A 25,310-nucleotide genomic window follows, 5' to 3' on the forward strand; every position below is an offset into this window, starting at 1 on the left:
TGTCCTTTGCGTGGGGCTTTAACCATTGAAGGTGTAAAGCCTGCGCTGTGTGGCGAGGCTGGCCAGTGTTTGAAGTTCAGCCGCGTTGGTGCAGCGTGCAAACAGCAGGGCGATGCGGCCTACAGGGCTGGGCGCAATGAAATCGCCAGTGGCGGCAATGGGCACCCAACGCTCCATGTGCACCGGGTGGTTAAAGTGCAGGTGTTGCAACAAGCCTTCGTGCGGCAGGGTCAGTGTGTGGCGCAAAATGAAATGTTGCTTCAAAGGGCCAGGTGCTGCACGTTGACCCAAAAACCCTTTGGCATAACTGGCCACATAGGGAAACCCGGTTGAAAGTTCAATCAACTGGCTGTACAAATCGCCAGGGCAACGGCGGGTAATTTCGACCAGCCAGAATTCATTGCCCTTCAGCAAAAATTGCGTGTGCACCAAACCATCGCACAGGCGCAGGCTTTGGGCCAAGTGTTCAATTTCACGGCGAATGCGTGTGTGAACCTCCACCGGAAAATCAATGGCCAGGTGGCTGGTGTCAACCACGAAACGATTGGCCGAGCCATGTTCTATCACCACGAAGTCTTGCACCACGCGGCCGTTCACTACAAATGCAGAATGGCTGTACAACTGGCCTTCCACATATTCTTCGACCAAACAATCGCCACTTCTCGATTCGGCTTTGGCGGTGCCAATTGCCTTGTGCAGCTGGCTGGTTTCGCCAGCCTGCACCACCGTAATGCCGCGGCCGCTGTAGGCATCGACCGGTTTTACAATCACAGCGCAAGCGGGTGTTTCATTGTTGCCAAACACGCGGGGCACCGACAAACCCTCGCGTTGTGCATAGGTGCGAAACTTCTGCTTGTGGTTGATGGTCTCCGTGGCTTCCAGGCGGTCAATGCCGGGAAAGTGCAAGGTTTCCGACACTTCTGCGCAGGAGTAATACGAACGATCATTGCAACCCGGCACCAGGTACTCGATGCCCAGTTGGGTGCATAAATCGGCCAGGGCTGCGGGGCTGGAATAATCCAGTTGTTGGTAACCCGGCGTGGCCTTGGCCAAAAAGTCGTTGGGCTTGCCACCCGCAAACATCACCGTGTGCCCGGCGTTGCGCAGGTAGTTCAGGATAGGTCCTGACGAGAAATTGGTGTCGACCAACAGCACCTTAGCCACGGCTGGCCTCGTCGATAATCACGCAAATGCGCGCCACATCTTCCAGTGGCAGGTCAGGATAAATCGGCAGGCACAACACTTGTTCAGCGGCTTTGTGGGCATTGGGCAAATTGCGTGGCGCCGCTGAGGGCAAACCACGGTACATGGGCATGCTGCTGATCAATGGGAAAAAATAGCGGCGACCATGGACACCGTGCTCTTGCAAACGGGCGTATAGCGCGTCGCGTGTAATGGGGTAGTGGGCATTCACGAAAATCGGAAAGTAAGCGCCGTTCCATTCCACATTCTCGGGTACAGCCATGTGTTCGATTCCGGGGACATTGGCCAGCAATTCGCGGTACAGGGCCTGTATGCGGTGGCGCTTTTCAATGGCCTGGTCCACATACTTCAATTGCAGCATGCCCATGGCGGCATTCAGTTCGCTCATCTTGCCGTTGATGCCCGGTGCCATCACGGTGACCTCATCGGCAAAGCCGAAGTTTTTCAGGTAATCAATGCGTTGTTTGGTCTTGGCGTCTTTGCAAACAATGGCTCCACCTTCAAAGGTATTGAACACTTTGGTGGCATGCAGGCTGAGCACTGACAAATCACCAGCATTCAAAATGCTCTCGCCGTTTTGCTTCACGCCAAAGGCGTGGGCCGCGTCGTAAATCACCTTCAGGCCATACACATCGGCAATGCGTTGAATCTCGGTGGTGTTGGCGGGCAGGCCATAGCAATGTACTGGCAAAATGGCACTGGTTTGCGGCGTGATGGCCTCTTCAATACGGCGGGGGTCCAGGTTCAGGGTGACGGGATCCACATCCACAAACACCGGTTGCAGGTCGTTCCACAGCAGCGAGTGGCTGGTGCACACGAATGAATAGGGGGTCGTAATCACTTCGCCTTGAATGCGCAGGGCTTTCAACGCAGTCATCAAAGCAATGGTGCCATTGCAAAACAGGGAAATGAAAGGCACACCCAAATGCTCGCACAGCGCCTTTTCAAGCTGCTGGTGGTATGGCCCGTTGTTGGTCAGCGTTTTGCTGTCCCAAATCTGTTCCAGGTAGGGTATGAACTCCGCAAGCGGCGGCAGCGCTGGCTGCGTCACATAAATTTTCCGATGATCCATACCCAAGCCTTTCTATTTGATTTTCCTCATTATCCCGGTTGGGTTACACAATCATTTGTTAAATATCAGGCCTCTTTCCCCTTCAGAAAAATGTTTTCCCCCATTCAGGCTTGCTATAGTTCGCATTGAATTTGGCTTGAAAACGGCCTTTATTGATCTATTTACCGGGAATTCACCATGTTTTTTGCCGGCAACGGTGTGGGTTGGCTTGAGGCCGTTATTTTGGGGCTGATCCAGGGGCTTACTGAATTTTTGCCCATTTCATCGAGTGCGCATTTGCGCATTATTGGCCCGATGTTGCCCTCAGGCCTTGATCCCGGTGCAGCTTTCACGGCCATTACCCAGCTGGGAACCGAACTCGCGGTGCTGGTGTACTTCCGCCACGATATCGCCCGAATTTTTCTGGCCTGGTGTGGGTCCTTCAAACGCAAGGCTGTCAGTGGTGTGCCAATGAGTCCAGATGCCCGTTTGGGGTGGCTGGTCATTGTGGGTACCTTGCCAATCGCTGTTTTGGGCCTGTTGTTTCAAGACCTGATTGAAACCTATCTGCGCAATTTGTACCTGACTGCCATCATGTTGATTGTGTTTGGTCTCATCCTTGGTTTCGCCGACAAAGTGGGCAGGCGCCATACCGAGCTGAGAGAAATGACCTGGCGCGACGGCATGGTGTTTGGTTTTGCGCAAGCCTTGGCTCTCATTCCCGGTGTGAGCCGTTCAGGCGGAACCATCACCGCGGGTTTGCTGATGGGCTACACACGCGAGGCAGCCGCGCGTTATTCCTTCTTGCTCGCGGTGCCCGCGGTATTTGCCTCCGGCTTTTACCAGTTGTACAAAAGCTGGGGCGTGGCCGGCCCGGTCAGCCCAGCCAACACGGCATTGGCAACCTTCATTGCATTCTTTGTGGGCTATGCCGTCATTGTGTGGTTCCTCAAGCTGGTCAGTACCCGTGGCTACGGCCTGTTTGTGGTGTACCGTGTGGTACTGGGTGTTGTGGTGTTGGCGCTGTTGGCCGCCGGGGTGTTGCAGCCGCTTTAAAGTTGTAGGAACGCAGTATGCAGGTGTTGTGGTTCAAACGGGATTTGCGTTTAAGCGATCACCTGCCGCTGTTTGAAGCCATGCGCAACGCCAAGCAGCACGGGCTTGTGCTGCCCTTGTACATTCACGAACCCAGCCAAATTGCAGATGCGCACACCGCGCGCCAACACCAGTTGTTTGTGCATGAATGCCTGGATGATTTGCATCAGCAGTTGCGCGATGTGGGTGGCTACCTTCACGAGGAATTGGGCGAGGCCGTTGATGTGTTGGCCCGCCTGCATGCACAGTTCAAATTCACCCACGTGTGGGCACACCAGGAGACCACGCAGCTTGCACAATACCAACGCGATCAGGCCGTGGCGGCATGGTGTAAAAGCACGGGTGTGGCGCTTCATGAATTGCCTCAAAACAATGTGCAGCGTGGCACCTTCATGGCCAATCCGTTTGCTGAAAAAATTAATTTTCAAACTTACCTGGACCGGGCCGCTCAAGAAGAAATCAAAAACCCGGCCGGGCGAAATTTGCGGGCCTTCTTCGCACCCAAACCCCCTGTTGAATTCAACCGTGCCACGGTGCCGCTGGCTGCAGGCGATGACAAACCACTGCGCATGAAAGGTGGCCGTGCCCAGGCCCGGGCAGTGGCTGCAAAATTCTTCACATCTGCAAAACTGAAAAGTTATCCCTTCTCAATTTCCAGCCCTTTGAAAGCATGGAATGGTTGCTCGCGCTTGTCGCCTTATCTGGCGTATGGTGTGGTGAGCGACCGCGAGGTGCTGCAAAAACTCAACGCCTTGGTGAACAGGGTGCATGGGCAGGGTGATGCGACCTACATTGCAAAAGTTGAAGATGCTGCGCGGTTTTATGTGGACAGGTTGATTTGGCGGCAAGGTTATTTGCAGCAGCTGGAAAACCACACGGGTTTGGAAACCGATGCTTTTTACTGCGATGAACCTGCGGAAGTGAATGAGGAATTTTTGAATGCCTGGCAGCAGGGCCGAACAGGCTTTGCCTACGTAGACGCTTGCCAGCGCTTTTTGCAACAAACGGGTTGGCTGAACATGCGGGCAAGGGCCATGTTGGTGTCGTTTGCGTGCGTGCAACTGGGTCTGCCCTGGCAGCCTGTGGCCTTGTTTTTGGCACAGCAGTTTCTCGACTTCGAACCCGCTATTCACTACGGGCAGGTTCGCATTGCAAGTGGCACCAGCCACTTTTCGCAAATGCTGGTGTATGACCCCTTGAAACAACAGGCCGAGCAAGATCCCAAAGGCGAGTTTGTGAAGCGGTGGTTGCCGGAACATGGCACTGCCAATTACCCAACGCCTATCGTCGACAATGCGGAATCACTAAGGCTTGGCAAGGCACGCTTGCATGCCATGCGCCAAAACCGGCTGTTATGAACGGGTGTTGCCGCGAAGCCCCGCACTGATGTATTCGTGAAACAGTCGGCGCATTTCCTTCAGACCGCCGCTTTGGTTGACCAAGGGCAATAGCCTTTCATCGTGCATCACCATTGAAAAGTCGGCTAGCCCATGAATGGCCGTATTCACGGCCAAATGCACTTTAAAACGCAGCTGTGCCTCAGAGTATTGCGGGAAAATTTGTTGCAAAGTGGGCGCAAACACATCCATGTAGGGGTTGAAGTAGCGGGTCAGAAACCGCTGTCCCTGTTCGCCGGTTTGCCAGGTCAGGCGCGACAAAAACTGTATGCACACCGCACCAGTCTCGCCGCTTGAAAACAGTTGCACAAAGGGATCAAAAATAAGTTCGCACAGGCGGGTCCATTCTTTGTGTTCGGGCGCGCCCCGGGCAAATTCGGTGTGGGCCTGCTTGCAGTGAATATCTAGCTGACCTGTCACAAAATCCACCACTTCTTCCACCAATCGATCTTTGGTTTTGAAGTGATAGTGCACTGCCGAGCGGTTGCCCTGACCTGACAGCTGCCGAATTTTGCTCAACGTGACCCCTTCAATGCCATGTTGTGCAAATTCATTCAACGCAATCCGTAACAGCTGTTCGCGAGTATCAATGACAAGTGCGGCGTCGGCAGATTTGTTCATGTGTTTGTTTTTGTGAGTAAATTTCCGCTTGCCTGATTTAATACCCAAGTATTAATCTAGAGTGATTAAATACAATATAACCATAAAATCAGGAGACATGCGTGAAACTTTCAAAAGTATTCACGGCGGTGGTTGCAGGTGCAGCGTTTGCCTTGCTGGGTGCCTGTTCGTCTGAAGACGCAGGTACCACAGTCAGTTCTGGCGCTTCGCCCGCGGCCAGCAGCAACGTGCTCAGCAGTGAATCGCTGGCTAGGGCCATGGGTGGCAGCGAAACTCCCTTGGGTTTGGGGTGCGGCTGGATTGCAGCCAGCGATCCCGACAAAGCGAATATTGCGTTTCCCGACAGCGAAGCCAAGTACTGGGTGGCCGCTGCGCCTGTCTCGCCGCAAACAAGGCTGCGAATTGACGGCCGTTACCCGGATGCACGTTACTTTTCCTACAATGCTTACGATGTGGCGCTGCGGCCCACGGATGCGGTGGCAGACTTTGAGCTGACGCCCGCAGAAAAAGGTCGCGAGGGCAATCCCTTCGCGCGCAAGGGTGCCAAGCCAGGTGGCGCTTACACGGCTTACCTGGAATATGGCCCATCGCCTACTCAAAATCCGGGCGTGCAACGCAAGCCCAACACGTTTTACACGGGCGAGATCGGCCTTGGCCCTCTGAAAATTCCAAATGCCCTGGCCGTGTTTATTTACCGGGTTTATGTGTCGAACACCGGCGAGTTTTTCGACGGTGGCGTGGGCTTGCCCACACTTACCTTAGAGACTGCAGATGGCAGCCGCGAATTGGGAACACTTCCAAATTGTGTCGAACCCCTATTGCCCAGCGCTGGAGGAGCAACTCCACCTTTTGGTTTGAATGAACTATTGTTGGGTCTGGACTACCCCAATCAACTGGCTTTGCCTTTCCCCACCGCCACCAATCCGCCCAACACCTTGAAGTTTTTTAGCCTGGGTGACACCGCATTTCGAATTGCAGGCAATGTAACCGGGCAAGACACCAGCATGCTGGGTGGTCGAGTTGATTCAGGCTCAGGTGGCTTTTTAAGCAATGTGCACAATGCGTATACAAGCACCGGTTTTGCACGCAGCTATGGCAGTATAGGAATGGTTCGAGCAAAAGCGCCCACCTACCGTGGCCAGCCAGGTGTCGAGTTTGGTGAGGAGCAGTTGCGGTACTGGTCGTTGTGTGGCAATGAATTTGCAACCCAACGCTTCACCGATTGCGCGGCCGATTATCAGGTGCCGCTGGATGATCAAGGATTTTTCACGGTGGTGATTTCCGATCCCGCTGATCGCCCGGCCAATGCCACGCCCGAGAACGGATTCTTGTGGTTGCCTTGGGGGCCATATCCTGATCAACTGCTGTTGTACCGCCACATGCTGCACAACCCTGAATTTGCCGAGGCAATACAGAATGTGGAGAAGGGCAAGCCGCTTGCAGATGTCATGAAAGATTTCGCGCCTGTCGGCATTTATTGCGACCCAAACGTTTTTACACAAAGCAATCGCAGTGGCGAGGTGTTCGCACTGTGTGAACAAGATCAAAACACCAACCGATAACCACTCATTCTTGAGGAGACTATGAAATGGCAGTGCACAAGTTGAAACACGGTTTGCTGGCCGCAGCAATCATTTTGGGAAGTGGCGCAGCGCTGGCCAATGACCTGTCTGAATTGGGCAAAAGCTTAACCCCCGTGGGTGCTGAGAAAAAAGGCAATGCCGCGGGCACCATTCCTGATTGGACAGGCGGTTTAGTTACGCCGCCCAAGGGCTTCGACCCAGACAAGGGCTACATTAACCCTTTCGCCGACGAGAAGCCTCTGTTCACCATCAGCGCGGCGAACATGGCGCAGTACGCGGCCAATTTGACGCCGGGCCAGATGGAAATGATGAAGCGTTACCCCACCTACAAGATGAATGTGTACAAAACACATCGCACAGCCGGGTATCGCCAGTCGGTGTATGACAACGCAAAAGCCGAAGCACCGAATGTGAAGCTGGTCGATGGTGGTAATGGCGTGGAAGGCATCAAGAAGTCCAACATTCCTTTCCCGGTGCCCAAGAGTGGCGTAGAGGTGATCTGGAATCACAACTTCCGTGATTTGGGTGGTTCATTCACTCGCTATTCGGCGGATTTCCCGGTTCAGACCGATGGATCATTCACAGTGGGCAAGCGAATTGAGACTGTGTCATTGGCATCTCACATGGACAGCCCAGAGCCCAACCGAATTTTGTACTTCATGAACCAGATTACTGCACCAGCCAACGCAGCTGGTGAGGTCGCTTTGGTTCATGAGCCTGTTAATCAGGTGGCTGAGCCGCGTTTGGCCTGGCAGTACAACCCTGGTCAACGCCGCGTAATTCGTGCTCCTGAGCTGGCTTACGACTCACCAGGTATTGGCGCAGACGGCTTGCGTACCAACGATGATTTGAACGGTTTTAACGGTTCCCCCGATCGCTACGAGTGGAAGCTGGTGGGCAAGAAAGAAATGTACGTGCCCTACAACAACTACAAATTGGCTGATCAAACACTGAAGTACAGCAACATTATTCAGAAAAGCCATGTGAATCCTGATTTGGTGCGTTATGAGTTGCACCGGGTTTGGGTGGTAGAGGCCAACCTGAAGCCCGGCAAGCGCCATATTTATGCCAAGCGGGTGTTCTACATCGATGAAGATTCATGGGGTGTGTTGCACGCGGACCAGTACGACAGCCGAAATACCCTTTGGCGTGTTCGTGAGGTGTACGGTACACAGGCTTACCACGCGCCAGCTTTCGCTTCTGCGGGTGAGGTTATCTATGACCTTCAATCGCGTCGCTACCTGGTGGGTGGTTTGACCAACGAAGAAAAGTTTGCCGAGTTTGGCAAGAAGTACTCGCCTGCTGACTTCTCCACGGCTGCCCTGCGCCGCATGGGTCGTTAATCCTGCAGTAATCAGCGATAATCGCGGTTTGAATGTTTCAAACCGCGAGTCGCCCCATGGCCCTTCGAGCCACCGTTTACAAAGTTCAACTGGATGTGTCCGACCTGGATCGCAACCACTTCGCCCAATACTCACTCACGCTTGCACTGCACCCTTCTGAAACTGAAGAGCGAATGATGGTTCGCCTGCTGGCCTTTGCCATGCACGCCGGGCAAGACGTTCAGTTCGGGAAAGGTTTGTCGGCTGAAGACGAAGCTGCTGTGTGGGAAGTGGACCCCACGGGTCAAATCAAGGTGTGGATCGATGTGGGCCAACCCGATGAAAGCCGAATTAAAAAAGCCTGTGGCCGTTCCGACCGCGTGGTGATTTACTGCTACACACGTTCAGCGGAGGTGTGGTGGAAACAAAACCAGGACTGGTTGAACAAACTGGACAAGGTGCAAGTACTTCAACTGAGTGTGGAAGATGGCGCAACGCTCGCCGGGCTGGCCCAGCGCAACATGAACCTGGCCTGCACCATTCAGGAAGGCATGGTGTATTTGGGTGAAGTGGCTGTGCAGCCTGTTACGCTGAAGAGCGCAATCGTTTAGGGAGGTCATCACTGCATGTACTTCAACACCTCGGAAATCAGCCCCCGTGAAAATTATCAGTTGCTGACCGGTGCAGTGGTGCCTCGCCCCATCGCGTGGGTGAGTACCTTGAGTGAAAACGGCATTGCGAACTTGGCACCGTATTCATTTTTCACGGTGGCCAGTTGCAAGCCACCTGTGTTGTGCGTTGTGCAGGTGAACCCGCGCAACCGCGCTGAGAAAGACACGCTGACCAATCTTCAAGCCACGCGTGAATGCGTGGTAAACGTGGTGAGCCATGTGCTGGTGGATGCGATGAATACCAGTTGCGGCGACTACCCGCCCGAGGTGGATGAGTTCGAAAAGGCAGGTTTAAATAAGTCGCTGAGCAAAGCGGTGACTGCACCAGGCGTTGAAGATGCACTGGTGCGTTTCGAATGCAATTTGCGGGAAGTGAAACTTGTGGGTGAGGGCCCCATGGGCGGCTCGATGATGTTGCTGGATGTGTTGGGTGTTGACGTGAATGATTCAGCCCTGCGCGCAGGACTAATTGCCAATGACTTGCTGGACGCGGTGGGCAAACTTGCAGGTGATGGGTATTGCACCACCCGCATCAATTTTGATTTGGCCAGGCCGAAAGTGTAGACCACTGAGCGAGGCCGAAAAGATTCAGGCAGCTGACCTTGCCTTCAACAAAGGCAGTGAGGCCACCAAATCAGCGAATCGCTGGCCTTGCACCATCACATGGCTACGTAACAATTCATTCGCGGTGTTGCCATCACCGGCAAGAATCGCTTTCACGATTGCATCGTGTTCATCCAGCGAGGTGGGTATACGCCCGCGCACCCGCAGCTGCAAGCGGCGATAGGGCCGCAGCCTTCTTCGCAGGCCCCAGGCTTGCTCCATCAAAAACTCATTGTGGCTGCCTCGGTAAATTACACCGTGAAATTTGTCATTGAGCTGGTAGTACTCATCGGGGTCGCCGCCCTTGGCCATGGCAGCTTTGCATTCTTCGTGCGTGGCCACCAATTCTTTCTGCTCATCATCGGTCAGTCGCCGGGCGGCAAGGCGGCCGCACATGCCTTCAAACTCACCCATCACCTCGAACATTTCAACCAATTGTTGGGCTGTAAATTGCGCCACTACGGCACCGCGCCGGGCACGCAGTTCAACCAAACCGGCGGTGGCCAGTTGGTTCAAAGCCTCTCGAATCGGCGTTCGGGACACGCCAAAACGGTCCGCCAGCTCGGTTTCGTCCAGATGGTCGCCAGGCGGCAGTTTGCCAAAAGCGATCAGTTCTTCAATTTGGTCCCGTACGTCTTCTGACAGTTTTTTCTTCATGGGGTGATAAAAAAAATGAATCAGCGTTATTGACAATGTATACGACCGACATTAGTCTTGTATACAATAAATCAAATAACGCATGCAAAATGCGATGCTCTAAATACAATAATAAGAGAGCAAACGACCAAACACAATCAGTTTCGGGCGAACGAATCAGGAGACATGGATGAGTCACGCAGCCAGCGCAGTGAAAGCGCTTGCATTTGATGTATTCGGCACAGTGGTTGACTGGCGCGGCAGTGTAGCGCGTGAAGTCGCATTGATTGCAAAGCACATGGGCCTGCAACTCGACGCACATGCGTTCGCTGATGCCTGGCGTGCCGGTTATGCCCCGGCCATGGACCGTGTGCGCAAGGGTGAGTTGCCCTGGATGCACATCGACAGCCTGCACCGCATGATCCTCGATTCCATCGTGGACCAGTTCGGACTTTCCCGATTGAGTGAAGAACAGCGCGAAAACCTGAACAAGGTGTGGCATCGCCTTACACCCTGGCCTGACACAGTGGCAGGCCTTCATGCCCTGAAAAAACAATTCACGATCACCACGCTTTCAAACGGTAATTTTTCCCTGCTCACAGCCATGGCGAAAAATGCAGGTTTGCCGTGGGACTGCATCGTATCGGCGGAACTGTTCAAGCATTACAAGCCCGACCCTGAAACGTACCACGGCGTGGCCGGCCTGCTGAATTTGCCAATTGAGCAAGTCATGCTTTGCGCCAGCCACCCCAGCGACTTGCGTGCAGCCAAAGCGCAGGGCATGCGCACGGCGTATGTAATGCGGCCTTTTGAATTTGGCGAACACGTGCCCCTGCCCAAAGTTGAAACAGGCGAGTTCGATTTCGTAGCACAAGACTTTGTGGACTTGGCTCGCCAGTTGGCCACCTAAGCCCGCATACACGGAGAATGCAATGAGCAAGATTTACAGAATCGGCCAGATTGTGCCGAGTTCAAACACCACCATGGAAACCGAGATTCCTGCGATTCTGCGGGCACGTGAAGCGGTAGAAGCCGAACGATTCACCTTTCACTCCAGCCGCATGCGCATGCAGCATGTGACCAAGGAAGAGTTGGCCAAGATGGATGCCGATTCCGACCGCTGTGCGCTGGAACTGGCCGATGCCCGCGTGGATGTATTGGGTTATGCCTGCCTGGTGGCCATCATGAGCATGGGTTTGGGTTATCACAAAAAATCAGAAGAACGCCTGCATGGCCGCACTGTGGAAGCGGGTGGCCCCGCGCCAGTGGTGACCAGCGCAGGTGCACTGGTCGACAGCTTGAAGGCAATCGGCGCCAAGAAAGTGGCCATTCTCACCCCCTACATGAAACCGCTGACCCAACTGGTTGTGGATTACATCGAGCACGAAGGCATCGAGGTACTGGACAGCATTTCGCTGGAAGTGTCGAACAACCTGGAAGTGGGTTTGTTGAACCCGCTGGCCCCGGTTGAGCACACCAAGAAACTGAATACAGCCAACGTGGACGCCATTGTTGCGTCGGCCTGTGTGCAAATGCCGTCGCTGGCCTCCATTCAGCAGATCGAAGACCGCGCGGGTATGCCGGTATTGTCTTCATCGGTTGCGACGACATACATGATGTTAAAGAAATTGGGTCTGAAGACCTATGCCCCGGGCTTCGGCTCGCTGTTGTCCGGGAAATATTGAACGAACCCAGAAATTTCGTTCGGATGTGGAAAGCGTTTGTGGATCACTCACCTGATTCAACAGCGTTCAATTAGAAGCAGAGAGGAGACTTACTCATGAAGTTCATGATCAAACCCCTGGTGGCCGGTATGGCAGCAGCAGCAATCACTTTTGGTTTCGCCAACGTTGCATCGGCACAAACCACCACCATCAAGGTATCGCACCAGTTCCCAGGCGGCACCGAAGAAAAAGGCGATTTCCGTGACCGCCTGGTGCGCAAGTTTGCGCGCGAAGTGGCTGAGAAAACCAATGGCAGCCTGAAGTTTGAAATTTACCCAGGCAGCTCGCTGGTCAAAACCTTTGCGCAGTTTGGTGCCTTGCAAAACGGCTCAGTGGACATGACTTTGTACCCACTGGCCTATGAAGGCGGCAAGATCCCACAGGTAAACATTACCTTGATGCCAGGCTTGATTACCAGCTACGAACAAGGCCACCGCTGGAAAGGTCAGCCCATCGGCAAAGAACTGGAAAAGCTGCTGGAAAGCAAGGGCGTGAAAGTGGTGACCTGGATTTGGCAGGCCGGTGGCATTGCTTCCAAGAAAAAAGTATTGGCACCTGCAGACGTCAAAGGCGTGAAGATTCGTGGTGCTTCCAAGCACATGGATTTGATGCTGAAAGGCGCAGGCGGTTCTATCACCAACGTGCCATCGAACGAGGTGTACAGCGCGATGCAAACCGGTGTGTTGGATGCAGCTGTTACCTCGAGTACATCCATCATTTCTTTCCGTCTGGAAGAGGTGGGTGATCACTTGACCGATGCAAGCCAGAACTCTTTCTGGTTCATGTTCGAACCCCTCTTGATGGCCAAGTCCACGTTTGATCGCCTGACACCTGCACAACAGAAAGCTGTGATGGAAGTGGGTGCAAGCCTTGAGAAGTTCTCAATCGAAGAGTCCAAGAAAGACGACCAGATGGCTGCGGAAGTTTGGAAGAAAGCAGGTAAAAAAGCCTATGCCATGGATGACGCAACCTTCAATGCATGGCGTGAAGTTGCCAAGAAAACGGCTTGGGTTGATTTTGCTGAAGAAGTGAAAGACGGCCAGAAGTGGTTGGACATGGCCACCGCCGTTAAGTAAGGCCTGTTAAGTAAAGCAAAAGCGCACCAAACCCCTTTCCAGGCGAAGCGGGTTTGGTGTTCAAGTTCCATTCGGAGACAACTATGAACAACCCTTTGTGGCGAGTGTTCAGCGGCACCGTGCGTGGTATCAACCAAGCCATGGCATATCTGTCCGCATTGCTGATTCTCGTGTGTTCACTCGTGCTGGTGTACGAAGTGATCACCCGTTATGTCATTCAAGTTTCAAATGACTGGGTTATTGAACTCAGTATTTTCATGTTGATTGCAGCCACTTTTCTGGCGGCCGCACATACCCAGCGTGAGCGTGGGCATGTGGGCATTGAAATTCTAGACGAAGTCATGTCCAAACAGGCATCACGAATTCGAATTCTGATCGGCGATATTTTGTCGATGCTGTTTTGTGGTTTGGTGGCCTATCTGTCCGCTGTGTATTGCCACGAGGCTTGGGATCAAGGCTGGACAACCAGTTCTACCTGGGGCCCAGAATTGTGGATTCCTTACTTTTTCATGGCGGTCGGTATGTTCTTGCTGACTTTGCAATTCATTGTGCAGGTTGTTGAAGGCCTTGCAGGCAAAGTGCCTGATCTGCCCAACCACAGTCATGGCAGTGGCCAAGGAGCGTAAACATGGGCGTACTCGAAATCGGGTTGATACTACTCACCCTCACCATGATTCTGCTGTTCTCGGGCATGCCAATCGCATTTGCCCTGGGTTCAACAGCAGTCATCATCATGTACTTTTTCATGCCGCCAACCAATATTCATTTGATTGCGGAAACCATTTTCGGTGAGCTTGAAAATTTCACTTTGCTCACCATTCCCCTGTTCATCTTGATGGGCGCAGCCATTGGTAAAACCCGGGCCGCAGTGGATTTGTATGAATCCGCTTATCGCTGGCTGTATAAAATTCCGGGTAGCCTGGGCGTGGCCAACGTGGCAGGCTGTACCATTTTTGCAGCCCTGTGTGGTTCAAGCCCCGCAACCTGCGCGGCCATTGGCGGCATGGGAATTCCCGAAATGCGCAAGCGCGGTTACACGGGCGCATTGGCGTCTGGACTGATTGCGGCGGGCGGCACACTGGGTATTCTGATTCCACCCAGCATCACGCTCATCATCTACGGCGTGATGGCCGAGCAATCCATTGGCAAGTTGTTTATTGCCGGCATTATTCCCGGTCTTTTACTCGCCGTGTTTTTCTCGCTGTGGGTGATGTACAAATTTGCCAAAGACCGGCACGCCTGGATGAAAACCGCCACGCCTGAGCAAATTGCTGCTGTGGCTGACAAAGAGCACTTCACATGGAAAGAAAAGATGGAGGCGTTACCGCGCTTGCTGCCTTTCCTCTTCCTGATTGGCTTGATCATGGGCGCCATGTATGGCGGCTTTGGCACACCTTCCGAAGTAGCGGGTGTGGGTGCAGTGGCTGCACTGATTTTGGTGATTGCGCTGTACAAGTGTTATCAGTGGAAGGATCTCAGCGCGATTTTCACGGGCACTGCGAAAGAAAGCTGCATGGTGATGATGATCATTGCCATGTCATTCCTGTTCACCTATGTGATGAGCTACCTGCGAATTAGCCAAAGCATGGCCGAATGGCTGGTGGCCCTGGAAATGTCGAAGTGGGCCTTGCTGTTCTGGGTGAACATTCTGCTGTTGGTGCTGGGCTGCTTCTTGCCGCCAGTGGCCATCATCTTGATGATCACACCAGTTATTCTGCCGCCTATTTTGGCTGCGGGTTTCGACCCAATCTGGTTCGGCATTATTTTGACCTTGAACATGGAACTTGGGTTGATTACACCACCCGTGGGATTGAACCTGTTCGTGATCAACGGCATTGCGCCTGACATCAAGTTCGGTGAAATCTTGCGGGGCATTATTCCATTCATCGTGATTATTTCGTTGTACATCGTGTTGCTGGCAATTTTCCCGGAAATCGTAATGTTCTTGCCCGACATGTTCTACGACTACTAAGCAGGAAAAAAACAATGAGCATGACCAACACTGCGTGGCGCCAAGGGCAACAATCCAAGGCGGCCCGGTTGGGCCGAGCTTCCCACCTTGTCGGCGGAAGTTCCGGCAAGGTGGTGAACGCTGAGCAAACAGTGGCTTTGCTTGAAAGTGTGATTCAGCCTGGTGACCGGGTTTGCCTGGAAGGCAACAACCAGAAGCAAGCTGATTTTCTGGCGCAGTGTTTGGCCAAAGTGAACCCGCAACAGGTGCATGATTTGCACTTGTTGCAATCGGTGGTGGCTTTGCCCGAACACACGGCTTTGTTTGACAAAGGCATTGCCAAGGAAATTGATTTTTCGTTTTCCGGACCGCAAGGTGCGCGCCTGGCCAACCTGGTGGCGGCTGGCAAAATCAAGATCAATGCGATTCACACTTACCTTGAATTATTTGGTCGTTACTTTGTCGATTTAACGCCCGATGTCGCCCTGATCGCTGCAGAGGCTGCCGATGCACAAGGCAACCTGTACACCGGCCCGAACACCGAGGACACACCCGCCATTGTGGAAGCAGCTGCATTCAAGAATGGCATTGTGATTGTGCAGGTGAATGAAATACGCGACACACTGCCGCGTGTGGATGTACCCGCGGATTGGGTGGATTTTGTCATTCATGCGCCGCGCCCGAATTACATTGAACCGCTGTTTACGCGCGACCCCGCACAGATTTCTGAAATACAGGTGTTGATGGCCATGATGGTGATCAAAGGCATTTACGCAGAGTACGGCGTGAAGCGTTTGAACCACGGTATTGGATTCGACACTGCGGCCATTGAGTTGCTGTTGCCCACCTATGGCGAGCAACTCGGCTTGAAGGGAAAAATTTGTACCAACTGGGCGCTGAACCCGCACCCGGCATTGATACCCGCCATTGAAGCCGGTTTTGTGCAAAGCGTGCACAGCTTCGGCAGTGAACTGGGCATGGAGAAATACATTGCGGCGAGGCCCGATGTGTTCTTCACCGGTAACGATGGCAGCATGCGCAGCAACCGCGCATTCTGCCAGGCAGCAGGGCACTACGCCTGCGACCTGTTCATTGGTTCTACTTTGCAAATTGACACCTACGGCAACAGCAGCACAGCCACGAAAGGGCGCATTGCAGGCTTTGGTGGCGCACCCAATATGGGTGCTGATGCGCGTGGGCGCCGGCATGAAAGCGAGGCCTGGGTGAAGGCAGGGCGAGAAGCGCAAGCCAACCCCAAGCACATGCCGCGCGGCCGAAAGCTGGTGGTGCAAATGGTGGAAACATTCCGCGAGCACATGGCGCCAGCATTTGTTGAACGCCTCGATGCCTGGGACCTGGCCGACGGCATGGGTTTGAACAACCCGCCCGTGATGATTTTTGGGGATGATGTCACCCACATTGTGACCGAGGAAGGCATTGCGAATTTGCTTTTGTGCCGCAGTGAAGAGGAGCGTGAACAAGCCATTCGTGGCGTGGCTGGTTACACCGAAGTGGGCATGGCCCGCGACAAAAAAAAGGTGGAAGAACTGCGTGCCCGAGGCGTGATTAAACGCGCTGAAGATTTGGGCGTTGCCCGGTGCGATGCCACACGCGATTTATTGGCCGCAAAAACCGTGAAAGACTTGGTGCGTGCTTCAGGTGGTTTGTACAATCCGCCCAGCCGTTTCCGCAACTGGTAAGGGGCTTTCATCATGAGCATGGAACAACTGAAATACAACTTGCCCAGCAAGATTCAGCAAACAAACCGCGACGCAGTGCTGGTGGGCGTCACCGCCAGCGGCAACTGCGAAGTGTTGTTGGAGAAAGGCGAAGATGCCGCGCATTGTTCAGTGGACATTCAAACTTCAGCACGCGGATTTGGACAAATTTGGCGGGCTGTGTTGAACGACTTTGCAGAGCGTAAACATGCAGGCGGTTTGAAAATTGAAATTCATGATGTGGGCGCAACACCCGCTGTGGTCAGCTTGCGCCTGGATCAAGCCATTGAGGCATGGGAGAACCAACATGGCCAATAGTTTTCTGGAGGCCAGTGCGCGCGAGCGTGTGCAGGCCGTGTGCGATGCAGGCAGCTTTCAAGAAATCCTGAAACCGTCGGATCGCATCAGCAGCCCGCACATGGCGCTGCTGGAACAACCCGTAGCATTTGACGATGGCGTGGTCATTGGGCGAGCCACTTTGGGTGGCGCACCTGTGCTGGTCGCTGCCCAGGAAGGTGAGTTTCTGGGCGGAGCCATTGGCGAAGTGCATGGTGCAAAAATTACTGCGCTCATTGCCAAGGCCATTAAGGAAAAGCCCAGCGCAGTGCTGCTGATTTTTGAAAGTGGAGGCGTGCGTTTGCACGAGGCCAATGCCGGCCTAATTGCGGTTTCGGAAATTATGCGTGCGGTGTGCGCAGCCCGTGCACAAGGTGTGCAGTTCATTGGTTTGATTGGTGGTGCTGCAGGTTGCTTTGGTGGTACCGGCTTGATTGCCCGTTGCTGCGATGTGTTGATCATGTCCGAAGAAGGGCGCTTGGCCATGTCCGGCCCGGAGGTGATTGAAACAGTGTATGGCGTGGAAGAATTCGATTCACGCGATCGCGCCCTGGTGTGGCGGGTCAGCGGTGGCAAGCATCGTTATGTGATGGGCGACATTCAAGCCTTGGTGGCCGATGAAGTGGATGCGTTTCGCAACGCCGCTTTGGCCGCACTAGATTCCGGCAAGGTGGGTTTTGATCTTGAGAATCTGGAAGATGAACATGCCATGTTGACGCAACGGCTTGAACAGTTTGGTGACTGCCGGGATGCGAAGGAAATCTGGCAACGCCTGGGGTTACCCAGCGCCGAAGAACTGGCGTTGATGCCTGCAGATGAATTTGTACGCGCAACTGACAGCGCACGCAACGTAGCAAGGGGTACGCGATGAACAGGGACCAGGTATTGAACGCCTTGTTTGCCGATGGCTGGAAAGCGGATTACCTCGAGGCGGATCATTTTTACGGTCGCGCCAGGGTTGCCAATCAGGAAGTGACTGTGATTGGCACCTCTGAAAAAGCCGAAGTGGGTGCAGACATGGCCCTGACCATGGCGCGTGTGGTGATTGAAACCATCAGGCAACGTCCGGGCGAACCAATCGTATTTTTACTGGACACACAAGGCCAGCGTCTTCGACGTCGAGACGAGTTGATGGGTTTGAACGGTTACATGGCGCACCTGGCCAAGGTGGTTGAACTGGCTCGCCAGCGCGGTCATGTGATTCTGAGCGTGGTGTATGGTGAAGCGGTCAGTGGCGGATACATCAGCACTGGCATGATGGCAGACGCCTGCTATGCCTTGGCCGATGCGGAAATCAAGGTGATGAATTTGCCGGCGATGTCACGCATTACAAAAATTCCTTTGGATCATTTGCAGGAATTGGCCAAACAGTCGCCGGTGTTTTCACCCGGGGTGGAGAATTACTTCCGCATGGGCCACCTGGATGCAGTGTGGCAAGGCGATTACGCTGCGCAACTGGCCGATTCAATCACCCGTTTGCAAGCCAGATCACGTGAGGAAATTGGCAAAGACAGGCGAATTGAACGTGGCGTTGAACGCGGCGGCAGAACAGCAGCCGGTGTGGTGCTTGAGCGTGTTTTGGCGAATTGATGAGCAGCCTGTGAGCACTCAATGAGTACATTTAATCGCCATGACCTGGTGTGGTTGAAACTGGATGCCGTGAAGCATGCCGAGTACGTTGGGCCTGCACCTATAGAGCCCGTCAGTGCCTTGTCGCTGTTGCACCGCTGGGTGCTGGGTGACTACCCGCTGATTGTGGCGCGTCAGGCTGATGTACCAGAGGGCTTCTTGCGACTTGGGCTTGCTGAGCCCGCATCGTGGGGCAAGCGGCGTTTGTCGTTTTTGGTGAATGTCCAAGGTGTTGAAAAGCACCAGCAGGGACCATCGTTGGCTGCGGTGTTACCCCTGTTGCCACAACATTGGCAGCCGGGTGGGGGCGAATTGCAGTTCTTTCTGGCCAAGCACAGTATTGCCGCTCATGTGTATGGCTCCAGTGCAGTTCAGGTGCTCACGGGTTTGCCATGTATGACTGAAAGTTCTGATCTCGATGTGTTGTTCAAGCCATCGAGTTGGGCTGATGCAGAAAAGCTGTGCCTATTTCTGCATGCACTTCAAAACCAATACCCCGAATTCAAGGTGGATGGTGAAGTACTCAGCCCAAGCGGCGATGCTGTGCAGTGGCGTGAACTACTTCGAAGCTTTTCCGATCCCAATTCGCAGTTGCTGGTGAAAACCAATCACGCCGTGAATCTTCTTGGTTTGAGCATTTACCGATCCGGTTTCCAGTGCCCGGTTGGGAGTGCTGCATGAAAGAACTGGTCGCGCGAATTGATGCAGCAGCCTGCGAAGCCCTTCGACAGGAAGTGGACCTGGAGTACAAGCCAGGCTTGGTTTGCCCAGGCAACAATGGCAGCCACGCTGACATGAATTGCACCACCTTCTACCGCAGTATTGCCGCTTTGCAGGGGTACTTCGGAAGATGTTTTGCCGCCGGTATAGTGGGCGCAGAATTCAGAACATTGCAGGCGCATGGGCTGGCCGCCGAGAAAGCCATGTTCAAGGCCACTGAAGGTATAAATACCCACAAAGGTGCCATTTTTCTGATGGGTTTGCTGGCGGGTGCAGCGGGCACCCAGTTTCGTGAACATGGTTGCTTCGACCCGATTAGCCTAGGCAGGTTGGTGGCGGCCAAATGGGGCGTGAATATATTGTTGGCAGGCGTGCAAGACCAGGTTCAACGCCTTGACTCACCAACGCATGGTCGCCGCGTGAAAGATGCCTTTGGTTTGCCCGGTGCGCGCGAGCAAGCGGCCGAAGGTTTCCCGGTGCTGTTCTGGACCACGTTGCCCCAATTGCGTTGGGCTTTGTCCGAGGGTTTGAGTGCAGAGCAGGCTCAGTTGCATGCCCTGGTGTGCACGATTGGAAAGTTGCCGGATACCAACCTTGCACATCGCGGTGGCTTGAAGGGCTTGCAATGGGCGCAAAGCCGGGCTGATCAATTTCTGGCAGAAGGTGGTGTGTTTACACCGGGTTGGCGTAGCAGGGCCGAACACCTTTGCAGTCAGTTTGAAGCGCAATGGTTAAGCCCGGGCGGTAGTGCTGATTTGCTTTCAGCAGCCCTGTTCATTCAGGCCTTGGTGCGAGTAAATTCAGAGTTACCAAATTTTATGGTGGCCCGGCAATGAGCCTGTGCATCCTGTGCCCCGGGCAGGGCAGCCAAACCACCGACATGCTGCCACGTTTGCTGGCCGAACCACTGATTGCATCCCACCTTTCAGCCTTGTTCAGTGGCATGCCATTCGACGCCTTGGCCGTTGCGAAAAATCCCGAACTTAACTCAATGAATTCCCACGCACAGCCATTGATTGTGGCGGTGGGCGCAGCCGTTACACAGGCACTGAAAGCGCAGGGTATTCGGGCCGATTTAAGCGCAGGCTACAGCATTGGTGAGCTGACTGCGCATGTGGTGGCTGGCAGTGTAAGGCCACTGGATGCCATCACCCTGGCCGTTCAACGCGCACAGTGCATGGACCATGCCGCACCCGCCGCCTACGGCATGATGGCCGTGAAGGGCATACGGCTAGAGAAGCTTCAATCGATTGCACAGCAACACGGCTTGGCAGTGGCCATTGTGAATGATGAGCAACATGCTGTGCTCGCTGGCCCCACCGCGGTGATGAAGTCAATTTGCAAAGCCATGGAGCGTGAGTTGGGTGCGCATGTGGTGCATTTGAATGTGCAGGTGCCTTCGCACACGCCATGGTTGATTGATGCCACCGTGGCTTATCGAACCGCATTGCAGGCCGCCTTTTGGAACAATTTTGAATGCCCGGTGCTAAGTGCGCTGGATGGCAGTCCTGTTGAAAGTCGCACCGAGGCAATCGACTGCCTTGCACGCCAAATTTCAGAGCCGTTGAACTGGGCCCGTACATTGGATCTTGCTGCAGAAATGGGTGCCACCGTTTATTTTGAAGTGGGCCCGGGCAATACGCTCACCCGCATGGTACGCGAGCGATTTCCGAATGTGAAAGCGCGTTCCTTGTCCGAGTTTCAAACCCTTGAAGGTGCATTGAATTGGTTGAATTGAACGCAGCACTGTTTGCTGAAATTTTCACGGTGCAGGCAGTGGCTGCGTACATTGCAATCGGTATTGTTGCCGGTTTTCTCGCTGGCCTTTTGGGCGTGGGCGGGGGCAGTGTGCTGGTGCCTGCATTGGTGTGGGCTTTTAAGCTGGCCGCATTGCCCGGGCAGTGGAACTTCCGTTTGGCCCTCGGCACTTCCATGGCCACCATTTTGTTCACTTCGGTTTCCAGTGTGCGTTCGCACCACCTTCATGGTGCTGTGCGCTGGGATGTTGTGAAAAATTTCATTCCCGGCATTTTATTGGGAACCTTGTTTGGTACCTTCCTCGCTCGGCATGTGTCCACCACTTTCCTGATTGTGTTTTTCGCGCTCTTCATGGGTTTGGCCTCCTTTCAAATGTTTTTTGAATACAAGCCAAAACCCGGCCGTGTACTGCCAGGACGCAACGGGCAAATGGGTGTAGCCACCTTTATTGGTACGGCGTCTTCACTGGTTGCTGTAGGTGGCGGTGCACTCACGGTGCCGTTTTTGGTCTGGTGCAATGTGTCGATTAAAAATGCAATTGGCACTGCATCGGCGATGGGTTTTCCGATCGCATTGGGAGGCACGCTGGGTTTTATATTCAACGGCTGGACTGCGCCTGGTCTACCCACTGGTAGCCTGGGTTTTGTATACACACCGGCATTGTTGTTCACCGTGGTGGCCAGTGTGTTGCTAGCCCCATGGGGCGCACAGGCGGCACACATTCTGCCTGCACCCTTGCTTCGAAAAGTGTTCGCCATCGTGGTGTTCGGCATTGCAGTGAACATGATGCGCGGCGTGTTCTAGGCAGGTTTGTAAACGCATGTGCGTTTGCCCGCGTTAGCTTTAGTTGATGAAACAAAGCAGTACGAGGCAATACCCATGAAAAAAACTGGTTTGTTGATGTTTGGATTGGTCGCGCTTTGCGCGCAGCCTGCAGCTTTTGCACAAACTGATTCTGCGCAAAAAGATTTGCCCGCACTCATTCAGGTGGCCACTGCCAATACTTTGGTGCTTGAAACCAAAGCCAGCGGAATCATTGAATACCAGTGCAGCAAGGAAAAAGACCCGCTGACCACTTACAAGTGGACCATGGTGGGTCCGAAAGCCGAACTGACCGATAAGGGCGGTGAGAAAGTGGGCGATTACTCCGGCCCGCCCGCGCGCTGGGCTCACAAAGACGGCTCGTTTGTCACTGGTTCGCAAGTGGCGGTGTCGCCCAATGGCAGCAAGAATATTCCCCTTCAACTGGTGAAAGCCGATGTGGCTGGCGGGCAGGGTGCTTTGACCGGAGTCAGTTATGTACAGCGTGTGAATACGCAGGGCGGTGTTGCGCCCTCCAAAAAATGTACTGCTGACAATGAAGGCGAAAAAGCCGAGGTGAGTTACAAGGCGGAGTACCGATTTTGGAAGGCGAATTGATTAATGCAGTTCGAAGCTTGCCCACACGGCGTAGATTCACATTTTTCCGTGCTATCCACAAATCGTGAGCGTCTTGCATGGCGAGCCAACTTTCAGGTGATCGCCCGATCGCCTTGGAAAGCCGAAGTGCCATTTCTGGTGTTACCCGGCTACTACCGTTGAGGATACGGCTGAGCGTATAGGGCGCCACGTCCAGTTTTTTTGCAAGCTCTCGCCCGCTGATTCCATGTGGCTCAAGGTAAATGCCAGTGATATGGATGTAATTCAGCAGGCGTCGAGTGTTTGACTGTTTAACGGCCGGAGCGGCCGTCAGACTTTCGACTTCAAGCGCCCCCAACGTAGTCTTGAGCCGGTTTAATGTAACTCCGCTTTATTGAGTCGCTCTTAAACGCTTTGTTATGTGCTTAATCTTCTGCGATTGAACTGAAACGTTCAAAAAGCGCCTCAGCTTTGCAAAAACCGTGAGTTAGAGGATAAGCCTGATTCTCTTTGTTAATGCAGAAGAGGGCGGGAAACCCACTAACTTGAAGATGACGTGCAATTGCCAAATGTTCTTGAAACTCATGTTCAGTTTCTTTGGAGTGAAGGACAGTTAAAAACTGCTCCTCGCACAACCCTATTGTGCCAGCGCAATCAATCAGCGTTTCATCTAAAGACGGGTTCCTGGCCTCACGGTAATAAGCAGATTGAATTGCTTTTGCCATATTTGGTGAGCTTCTGGCAGCTAACTTCTCAGCTGCTATCACTGCTCTACAAGCTTGGTATGTTGAACGATAAGGTGTGTTCCGTTCCCAATAACTGTGATTAAACATGACTTGAGAAACCTTTTCTATTTGATGCCAATAGGAAGAAATAGCTTCTTTCAGGTTTTCGCTCATGGGTTCTTTGGTATCAGGCGCTAACCCTCCCATTATCCAGTCCACCTCCACTGAAGGGTACTGTTCTAGAAACCGATCCAACTCCGGTTGAAACCCATAACACCAGGCACACATGGGATCCATGACATATAAAAATCGCATACTCACTCTGTCTACTCCGAAGAACGGCTTACTGGTGCATAACACCGAGTTCACCGGCGCCGAAGCCCGTGAGGGCGGAGGGCGAAAAACCGGCCATGAAAATGCCGAAGGCATGGCCGGTTTTTGCGTCTGCGTGCAACGCTGAGTTAGGCTGAGGCGCGGAGTGGAAGGTTTGGCAAGTACGCATGGTCTGAATTGCTAGGTGTTGCACTTCAAGTATCAATCCGCGCTGGAAAACGTAGCAGCCACTTATTGGAATTGATTTGATATGACGGGGCGTGGAATGTCGCAATTACTCCGGAAGGTGACAGACCGCCTCTATATTATTGCCTTCTGGATCAATAATGAATGCGCCATAATAATTCGCATGATAATTCGGGCGCAAGCCCGGGGATCCGTTGTCTATTCCACCTGCGGCAAGAGCCGCTTTGTAAAATGCATCTACTTCCGCACGACTTTTCGCGCGCCACGCAAGATGGCACCCAGTCGTCGAACTTGGCCCTCCATACGGAGATGGCCCGTCAATAAACCACACATCTGCCTTCTTACCATCGGGCTCCGAGGCGTCTGGATAGGCCAACCCAAGTATGTTCGCTCCGTAGTTGCCCTCAAAGCACACACTGTAGCCTAGTGGTGCAAGAGCAGCACTGTAGAACTCCTTCGCGCGTGAAATATCCTTTACGCGAAACGTCATGTGATCAAGCATGTATAGGTCCTGATGTTGTGTATCATAAGATTTCCAAATTACTGTACATGCATACAGTTAGTTGTGCAAGTGACATCCAGGCACCCCGGAGCAAAAAGCCCGGCGGTTGGCTGACTTTCAGGGCAGACGGCCTGATTGAGCCGTGACAGTAAGCCAGTTTGCATGCCGTGGTGCCTGTTTTCGCTGAGCCTGACGTTTGACGTGATGGGCGGCCGGAGCCGCAGGGGGAAGAATACGAGCTCATTACTTTGATTTGGCAGTGAAAGGTAACTCTCTCGAATTTCCTCTGCATCAGGACGGTTCAGCTCCCGGATCAAGAATTTCTTGGCGGTGAGATGTGTTCTACGCCTACGAGGTATAACGTCCGCTTGAGCGAAATGTTAGCGCTCTACGGCGTACCTAGTAAGGCGCTCCTGAAGTGTGCCGGAATGCAGCTCAAAGAGATGGTTGTCGAAGTCATAGACATACAAAGACTCCCCCTCACCCGGAACACGAGAGCGCGACGGAAGAACCTCGGCCCCGATACGCTCAAGTCGCTCGCGGTACTGCGAAAGGTCCTCTTGTTGAACGCGGAAGGCCACGTGCTGGTAGCTGCGCTCAGCCGGAGGCATCCCCTCCATGGCGGCGACCCAGACACCTCCTAGGACAAAGAACTTCTCGCGAGAGAGAGAGAAGTTCTTGCCGTTGCTGTCATAAACCTCGACAGCACCCAGACCTTCACACATGAATCTCGCCATGCGATCTAGGTCTCTAACGAGGAATGTCAGGTGGCTGATACCGTCCATGAGCTCTAACGTCGGAGTTAAGGGGCGCCGTCAGGCGTCCCCTTGAACGATTGGTTAGGCTCCTTCTTTTGGAGATCGCGCTGAAGAACCAACCAGAAAAGGAGCCCTGCCGCCGACCCCAGAAGCGGGCCCACCGCTAATCAAGCGATTTTCCCATTTGAGGCCAATGCACCGCCAATTAGCAATCCGTAAGCGGTGCCCCCTGCCGTGATATTGACCTTTGAAACACCCCATAGCCGATGCATGAGAAGAAGGATGGGCACGATCTGTTGACTTGCATCCAAAAT

At 53.6% G+C, this 25,310-nt stretch carries 28 protein-coding genes and 1 pseudogene; 21 read left to right on the plus strand and 8 right to left on the minus strand.

Going from position 1 to position 25,310, the window contains the following annotated elements; genetic code table 11:
* Positions 1 to 18: 18 nt before the first annotated feature.
* Together PY990_RS14745 and PY990_RS14750 are read right to left on the minus strand one after the other, a co-directional pair.
* A complete protein-coding gene (locus tag PY990_RS14745) occupies positions 19 to 1,164 on the minus strand; it encodes an ATP-grasp domain-containing protein (RefSeq protein WP_275272255.1) in 1,146 nt (381 codons plus the stop codon).
* The gene (locus tag PY990_RS14750; protein WP_275272256.1) at positions 1,157 to 2,275 is read right to left on the minus strand and encodes a DegT/DnrJ/EryC1/StrS family aminotransferase; all 1,119 of its coding nucleotides are present in this window, start codon (positions 2,273 to 2,275) and stop codon (positions 1,157 to 1,159) included. Before PY990_RS14750 ends, PY990_RS14745 begins: the two co-directional genes overlap by 8 nt.
* 177 nt (positions 2,276 to 2,452) lie before the next feature.
* Between PY990_RS14750 and PY990_RS14755 the strand changes: the two genes are divergently transcribed.
* A complete protein-coding gene (locus PY990_RS14755) occupies positions 2,453 to 3,310 on the plus strand; it encodes an undecaprenyl-diphosphate phosphatase (RefSeq protein WP_275272257.1) in 858 nt (285 codons plus the stop codon).
* A gap of 17 nt (positions 3,311 to 3,327) precedes the next feature.
* On the plus strand, positions 3,328 to 4,707 hold the full coding sequence (locus tag PY990_RS14760; protein ID WP_275272258.1) for an FAD-binding domain-containing protein: 1,380 nt from the start codon (positions 3,328 to 3,330) through the stop codon (positions 4,705 to 4,707).
* Here PY990_RS14760 and PY990_RS14765 read toward each other — a convergent pair.
* Positions 4,702 to 5,367 (minus strand): TetR/AcrR family transcriptional regulator, encoded by a 666-nt coding sequence (locus tag PY990_RS14765; RefSeq protein ID WP_275272259.1) that lies wholly within the window; start codon positions 5,365 to 5,367, stop codon positions 4,702 to 4,704. The two genes, PY990_RS14760 and PY990_RS14765, sit on opposite strands and share 6 nt — an antisense overlap.
* Before the next feature lie 101 nt (positions 5,368 to 5,468).
* Between PY990_RS14765 and PY990_RS14770 the strand changes: the two genes are divergently transcribed.
* The 4 genes from PY990_RS14770 to PY990_RS14785 are packed head-to-tail and all read left to right on the plus strand — an operon-like array spanning position 5,469 to position 9,507.
* Positions 5,469 to 6,929 (plus strand): hypothetical protein, encoded by a 1,461-nt coding sequence (locus tag PY990_RS14770; RefSeq protein ID WP_275272260.1) that lies wholly within the window; start codon positions 5,469 to 5,471, stop codon positions 6,927 to 6,929.
* Between the two features lie 26 nt (positions 6,930 to 6,955).
* Positions 6,956 to 8,293, plus strand: a complete 1,338-nt coding sequence (locus PY990_RS14775; protein ID WP_275272261.1) for a DUF1329 domain-containing protein — start codon at positions 6,956 to 6,958, stop codon at positions 8,291 to 8,293.
* Between the two features lie 32 nt (positions 8,294 to 8,325).
* The gene (locus tag PY990_RS14780; RefSeq protein WP_343075083.1) at positions 8,326 to 8,883 is read left to right on the plus strand and encodes a YaeQ family protein; all 558 of its coding nucleotides are present in this window, start codon (positions 8,326 to 8,328) and stop codon (positions 8,881 to 8,883) included.
* A gap of 15 nt (positions 8,884 to 8,898) precedes the next feature.
* Complete coding sequence (locus PY990_RS14785) at positions 8,899 to 9,507, plus strand: flavin reductase family protein (RefSeq protein ID WP_275272262.1); 609 nt, start codon at positions 8,899 to 8,901, stop codon at positions 9,505 to 9,507.
* A 24-nt stretch (positions 9,508 to 9,531) separates the two neighbouring features.
* On the opposite strand, the gene PY990_RS14790 is transcribed toward PY990_RS14785, so the two are convergent.
* Positions 9,532 to 10,203 (minus strand): GntR family transcriptional regulator, encoded by a 672-nt coding sequence (locus tag PY990_RS14790; RefSeq protein WP_275272263.1) that lies wholly within the window; start codon positions 10,201 to 10,203, stop codon positions 9,532 to 9,534.
* Positions 10,204 to 10,372: 169 nt separating this feature from the next.
* Here PY990_RS14790 and PY990_RS14795 point away from each other — a divergent pair, with 169 nt between their 5' ends.
* From PY990_RS14795 to PY990_RS14860, 14 genes are all read left to right on the plus strand, one after another.
* Complete coding sequence (locus tag PY990_RS14795) at positions 10,373 to 11,092, plus strand: haloacid dehalogenase type II (RefSeq protein WP_275272264.1); 720 nt, start codon at positions 10,373 to 10,375, stop codon at positions 11,090 to 11,092.
* 22 nt (positions 11,093 to 11,114) lie between these two features.
* Positions 11,115 to 11,867 carry a maleate cis-trans isomerase family protein gene (locus PY990_RS14800; RefSeq protein WP_275272265.1) on the plus strand — a complete coding sequence of 251 codons (753 nt, stop codon included), beginning with the start codon at positions 11,115 to 11,117 and terminating at the stop codon, positions 11,865 to 11,867.
* A 95-nt stretch (positions 11,868 to 11,962) separates the two neighbouring features.
* Positions 11,963 to 12,982, plus strand: coding sequence for a TRAP transporter substrate-binding protein DctP (gene dctP, locus PY990_RS14805; protein WP_275272266.1), 1,020 nt, complete (start codon positions 11,963 to 11,965; stop codon positions 12,980 to 12,982).
* An 83-nt stretch (positions 12,983 to 13,065) separates the two neighbouring features.
* Positions 13,066 to 13,608, plus strand: a complete 543-nt coding sequence (locus tag PY990_RS14810; protein ID WP_275272267.1) for a TRAP transporter small permease subunit — start codon at positions 13,066 to 13,068, stop codon at positions 13,606 to 13,608.
* Positions 13,609 to 13,610: 2 nt separating this feature from the next.
* The gene (locus PY990_RS14815) at positions 13,611 to 14,954 is read left to right on the plus strand and encodes a TRAP transporter large permease (RefSeq protein WP_275272268.1); all 1,344 of its coding nucleotides are present in this window, start codon (positions 13,611 to 13,613) and stop codon (positions 14,952 to 14,954) included.
* A 20-nt stretch (positions 14,955 to 14,974) separates the two neighbouring features.
* Positions 14,975 to 16,633 carry a malonate decarboxylase subunit alpha gene (gene mdcA / locus PY990_RS14820; protein WP_275272279.1) on the plus strand — a complete coding sequence of 553 codons (1,659 nt, stop codon included), beginning with the start codon at positions 14,975 to 14,977 and terminating at the stop codon, positions 16,631 to 16,633.
* 12 nt (positions 16,634 to 16,645) lie between these two features.
* Positions 16,646 to 16,969, plus strand: coding sequence for a malonate decarboxylase acyl carrier protein (mdcC, locus tag PY990_RS14825; protein WP_413789546.1), 324 nt, complete (start codon positions 16,646 to 16,648; stop codon positions 16,967 to 16,969).
* Positions 16,959 to 17,858 (plus strand): biotin-independent malonate decarboxylase subunit beta, encoded by a 900-nt coding sequence (locus PY990_RS14830; protein WP_275272269.1) that lies wholly within the window; start codon positions 16,959 to 16,961, stop codon positions 17,856 to 17,858. The genes mdcC and PY990_RS14830 overlap by 11 nt, the downstream gene beginning before the upstream one ends.
* The gene (gene mdcE / locus PY990_RS14835) at positions 17,855 to 18,577 is read left to right on the plus strand and encodes a biotin-independent malonate decarboxylase subunit gamma (protein ID WP_275272270.1); all 723 of its coding nucleotides are present in this window, start codon (positions 17,855 to 17,857) and stop codon (positions 18,575 to 18,577) included. Before PY990_RS14830 ends, mdcE begins: the two co-directional genes overlap by 4 nt.
* Positions 18,578 to 18,598: 21 nt before the next feature.
* Positions 18,599 to 19,297: a malonate decarboxylase holo-[acyl-carrier-protein] synthase gene (gene mdcG, locus PY990_RS14840; RefSeq protein WP_275272271.1), complete on the plus strand. Its 699-nt coding sequence runs from the start codon at positions 18,599 to 18,601 to the stop codon at positions 19,295 to 19,297.
* Positions 19,294 to 20,172: a triphosphoribosyl-dephospho-CoA synthase gene (locus PY990_RS14845; RefSeq protein ID WP_275272272.1), complete on the plus strand. Its 879-nt coding sequence runs from the start codon at positions 19,294 to 19,296 to the stop codon at positions 20,170 to 20,172. The genes mdcG and PY990_RS14845 overlap by 4 nt, the downstream gene beginning before the upstream one ends.
* Positions 20,169 to 21,074, plus strand: coding sequence for an acyltransferase domain-containing protein (locus PY990_RS14850; RefSeq protein ID WP_275272273.1), 906 nt, complete (start codon positions 20,169 to 20,171; stop codon positions 21,072 to 21,074). The genes PY990_RS14845 and PY990_RS14850 overlap by 4 nt, the downstream gene beginning before the upstream one ends.
* Positions 21,062 to 21,898 (plus strand): sulfite exporter TauE/SafE family protein, encoded by an 837-nt coding sequence (locus PY990_RS14855; protein WP_275272274.1) that lies wholly within the window; start codon positions 21,062 to 21,064, stop codon positions 21,896 to 21,898. Before PY990_RS14850 ends, PY990_RS14855 begins: the two co-directional genes overlap by 13 nt.
* Before the next feature lie 75 nt (positions 21,899 to 21,973).
* Complete coding sequence (locus tag PY990_RS14860; protein WP_275272275.1) at positions 21,974 to 22,513, plus strand: DUF3455 domain-containing protein; 540 nt, start codon at positions 21,974 to 21,976, stop codon at positions 22,511 to 22,513.
* Positions 22,514 to 22,568: 55 nt separating this feature from the next.
* Here PY990_RS14860 and PY990_RS14865 read toward each other — a convergent pair.
* Positions 22,569 to 22,850, minus strand: a pseudogene (locus tag PY990_RS14865) (HigA family addiction module antitoxin); the annotation flags it as partial.
* Between the two features lie 67 nt (positions 22,851 to 22,917).
* Entirely contained in the window at positions 22,918 to 23,532 is a 615-nt protein-coding gene (locus PY990_RS14870; RefSeq protein WP_343075084.1) for a DsbA family protein, read from the minus strand.
* On the opposite strand from PY990_RS14870, the gene PY990_RS14875 reads away from it, so the two are divergent.
* A complete protein-coding gene (locus tag PY990_RS14875; protein ID WP_275272282.1) occupies positions 23,513 to 23,677 on the plus strand; it encodes a hypothetical protein in 165 nt (54 codons plus the stop codon). The genes PY990_RS14870 and PY990_RS14875 overlap by 20 nt on opposite strands.
* Before the next feature lie 147 nt (positions 23,678 to 23,824).
* Here the strand turns inward: PY990_RS14875 and PY990_RS14880 are convergent, their stop codons facing one another.
* Positions 23,825 to 24,238: a VOC family protein gene (locus PY990_RS14880; protein ID WP_275272276.1), complete on the minus strand. Its 414-nt coding sequence runs from the start codon at positions 24,236 to 24,238 to the stop codon at positions 23,825 to 23,827.
* Positions 24,239 to 24,618: 380 nt separating this feature from the next.
* A complete protein-coding gene (gene fosX, locus PY990_RS14885) occupies positions 24,619 to 25,023 on the minus strand; it encodes a FosX/FosE/FosI family fosfomycin resistance hydrolase (protein ID WP_275272277.1) in 405 nt (134 codons plus the stop codon).
* Positions 25,024 to 25,310 lie beyond the last annotated feature (287 nt).

Origin of the sequence: Limnobacter olei, assembly GCF_029087225.1 — a bacterium.
GTDB lineage: Bacteria > Pseudomonadota > Gammaproteobacteria > Burkholderiales > Burkholderiaceae_B > Limnobacter > Limnobacter olei.

Bases quoted from the DNA above. Each gene is read 5' to 3' on its own strand.
- PY990_RS14750 (WP_275272256.1), bottom strand. From the start codon at position 2,275: ATGGATCATCGGAAAATTTATGTGACGCAGCCAGCGCTGCCGCCGCTT.
- PY990_RS14755 (WP_275272257.1), top strand. From the start codon at position 2,453: ATGTTTTTTGCCGGCAACGGTGTGGGTTGGCTTGAGGCCGTTATTTTG.
- PY990_RS14760 (WP_275272258.1), top strand. From the start codon at position 3,328: ATGCAGGTGTTGTGGTTCAAACGGGATTTGCGTTTAAGCGATCACCTG.
- PY990_RS14765 (WP_275272259.1), bottom strand. From the start codon at position 5,367: ATGAACAAATCTGCCGACGCCGCACTTGTCATTGATACTCGCGAACAG.
- PY990_RS14775 (WP_275272261.1), top strand. From the start codon at position 6,956: ATGGCAGTGCACAAGTTGAAACACGGTTTGCTGGCCGCAGCAATCATT.
- PY990_RS14780 (WP_343075083.1), top strand. From the start codon at position 8,326: ATGTTTCAAACCGCGAGTCGCCCCATGGCCCTTCGAGCCACCGTTTAC.
- PY990_RS14785 (WP_275272262.1), top strand. From the start codon at position 8,899: ATGTACTTCAACACCTCGGAAATCAGCCCCCGTGAAAATTATCAGTTG.
- PY990_RS14790 (WP_275272263.1), bottom strand. From the start codon at position 10,203: ATGAAGAAAAAACTGTCAGAAGACGTACGGGACCAAATTGAAGAACTG.
- PY990_RS14795 (WP_275272264.1), top strand. From the start codon at position 10,373: ATGAGTCACGCAGCCAGCGCAGTGAAAGCGCTTGCATTTGATGTATTC.
- PY990_RS14800 (WP_275272265.1), top strand. From the start codon at position 11,115: ATGAGCAAGATTTACAGAATCGGCCAGATTGTGCCGAGTTCAAACACC.
- dctP (WP_275272266.1), top strand. From the start codon at position 11,963: ATGAAGTTCATGATCAAACCCCTGGTGGCCGGTATGGCAGCAGCAGCA.
- PY990_RS14810 (WP_275272267.1), top strand. From the start codon at position 13,066: ATGAACAACCCTTTGTGGCGAGTGTTCAGCGGCACCGTGCGTGGTATC.
- PY990_RS14815 (WP_275272268.1), top strand. From the start codon at position 13,611: ATGGGCGTACTCGAAATCGGGTTGATACTACTCACCCTCACCATGATT.
- mdcA (WP_275272279.1), top strand. From the start codon at position 14,975: ATGACCAACACTGCGTGGCGCCAAGGGCAACAATCCAAGGCGGCCCGG.
- mdcC (WP_413789546.1), top strand. From the start codon at position 16,646: ATGAGCATGGAACAACTGAAATACAACTTGCCCAGCAAGATTCAGCAA.
- PY990_RS14830 (WP_275272269.1), top strand. From the start codon at position 16,959: ATGGCCAATAGTTTTCTGGAGGCCAGTGCGCGCGAGCGTGTGCAGGCC.
- mdcE (WP_275272270.1), top strand. From the start codon at position 17,855: ATGAACAGGGACCAGGTATTGAACGCCTTGTTTGCCGATGGCTGGAAA.
- mdcG (WP_275272271.1), top strand. From the start codon at position 18,599: ATGAGTACATTTAATCGCCATGACCTGGTGTGGTTGAAACTGGATGCC.
- PY990_RS14845 (WP_275272272.1), top strand. From the start codon at position 19,294: ATGAAAGAACTGGTCGCGCGAATTGATGCAGCAGCCTGCGAAGCCCTT.
- PY990_RS14850 (WP_275272273.1), top strand. From the start codon at position 20,169: ATGAGCCTGTGCATCCTGTGCCCCGGGCAGGGCAGCCAAACCACCGAC.
- PY990_RS14860 (WP_275272275.1), top strand. From the start codon at position 21,974: ATGAAAAAAACTGGTTTGTTGATGTTTGGATTGGTCGCGCTTTGCGCG.
- PY990_RS14875 (WP_275272282.1), top strand. From the start codon at position 23,513: ATGACATATAAAAATCGCATACTCACTCTGTCTACTCCGAAGAACGGC.
- PY990_RS14870 (WP_343075084.1), bottom strand. From the start codon at position 23,532: ATGCGATTTTTATATGTCATGGATCCCATGTGTGCCTGGTGTTATGGG.
- PY990_RS14880 (WP_275272276.1), bottom strand. From the start codon at position 24,238: ATGCTTGATCACATGACGTTTCGCGTAAAGGATATTTCACGCGCGAAG.
- fosX (WP_275272277.1), bottom strand. From the start codon at position 25,023: ATGGACGGTATCAGCCACCTGACATTCCTCGTTAGAGACCTAGATCGC.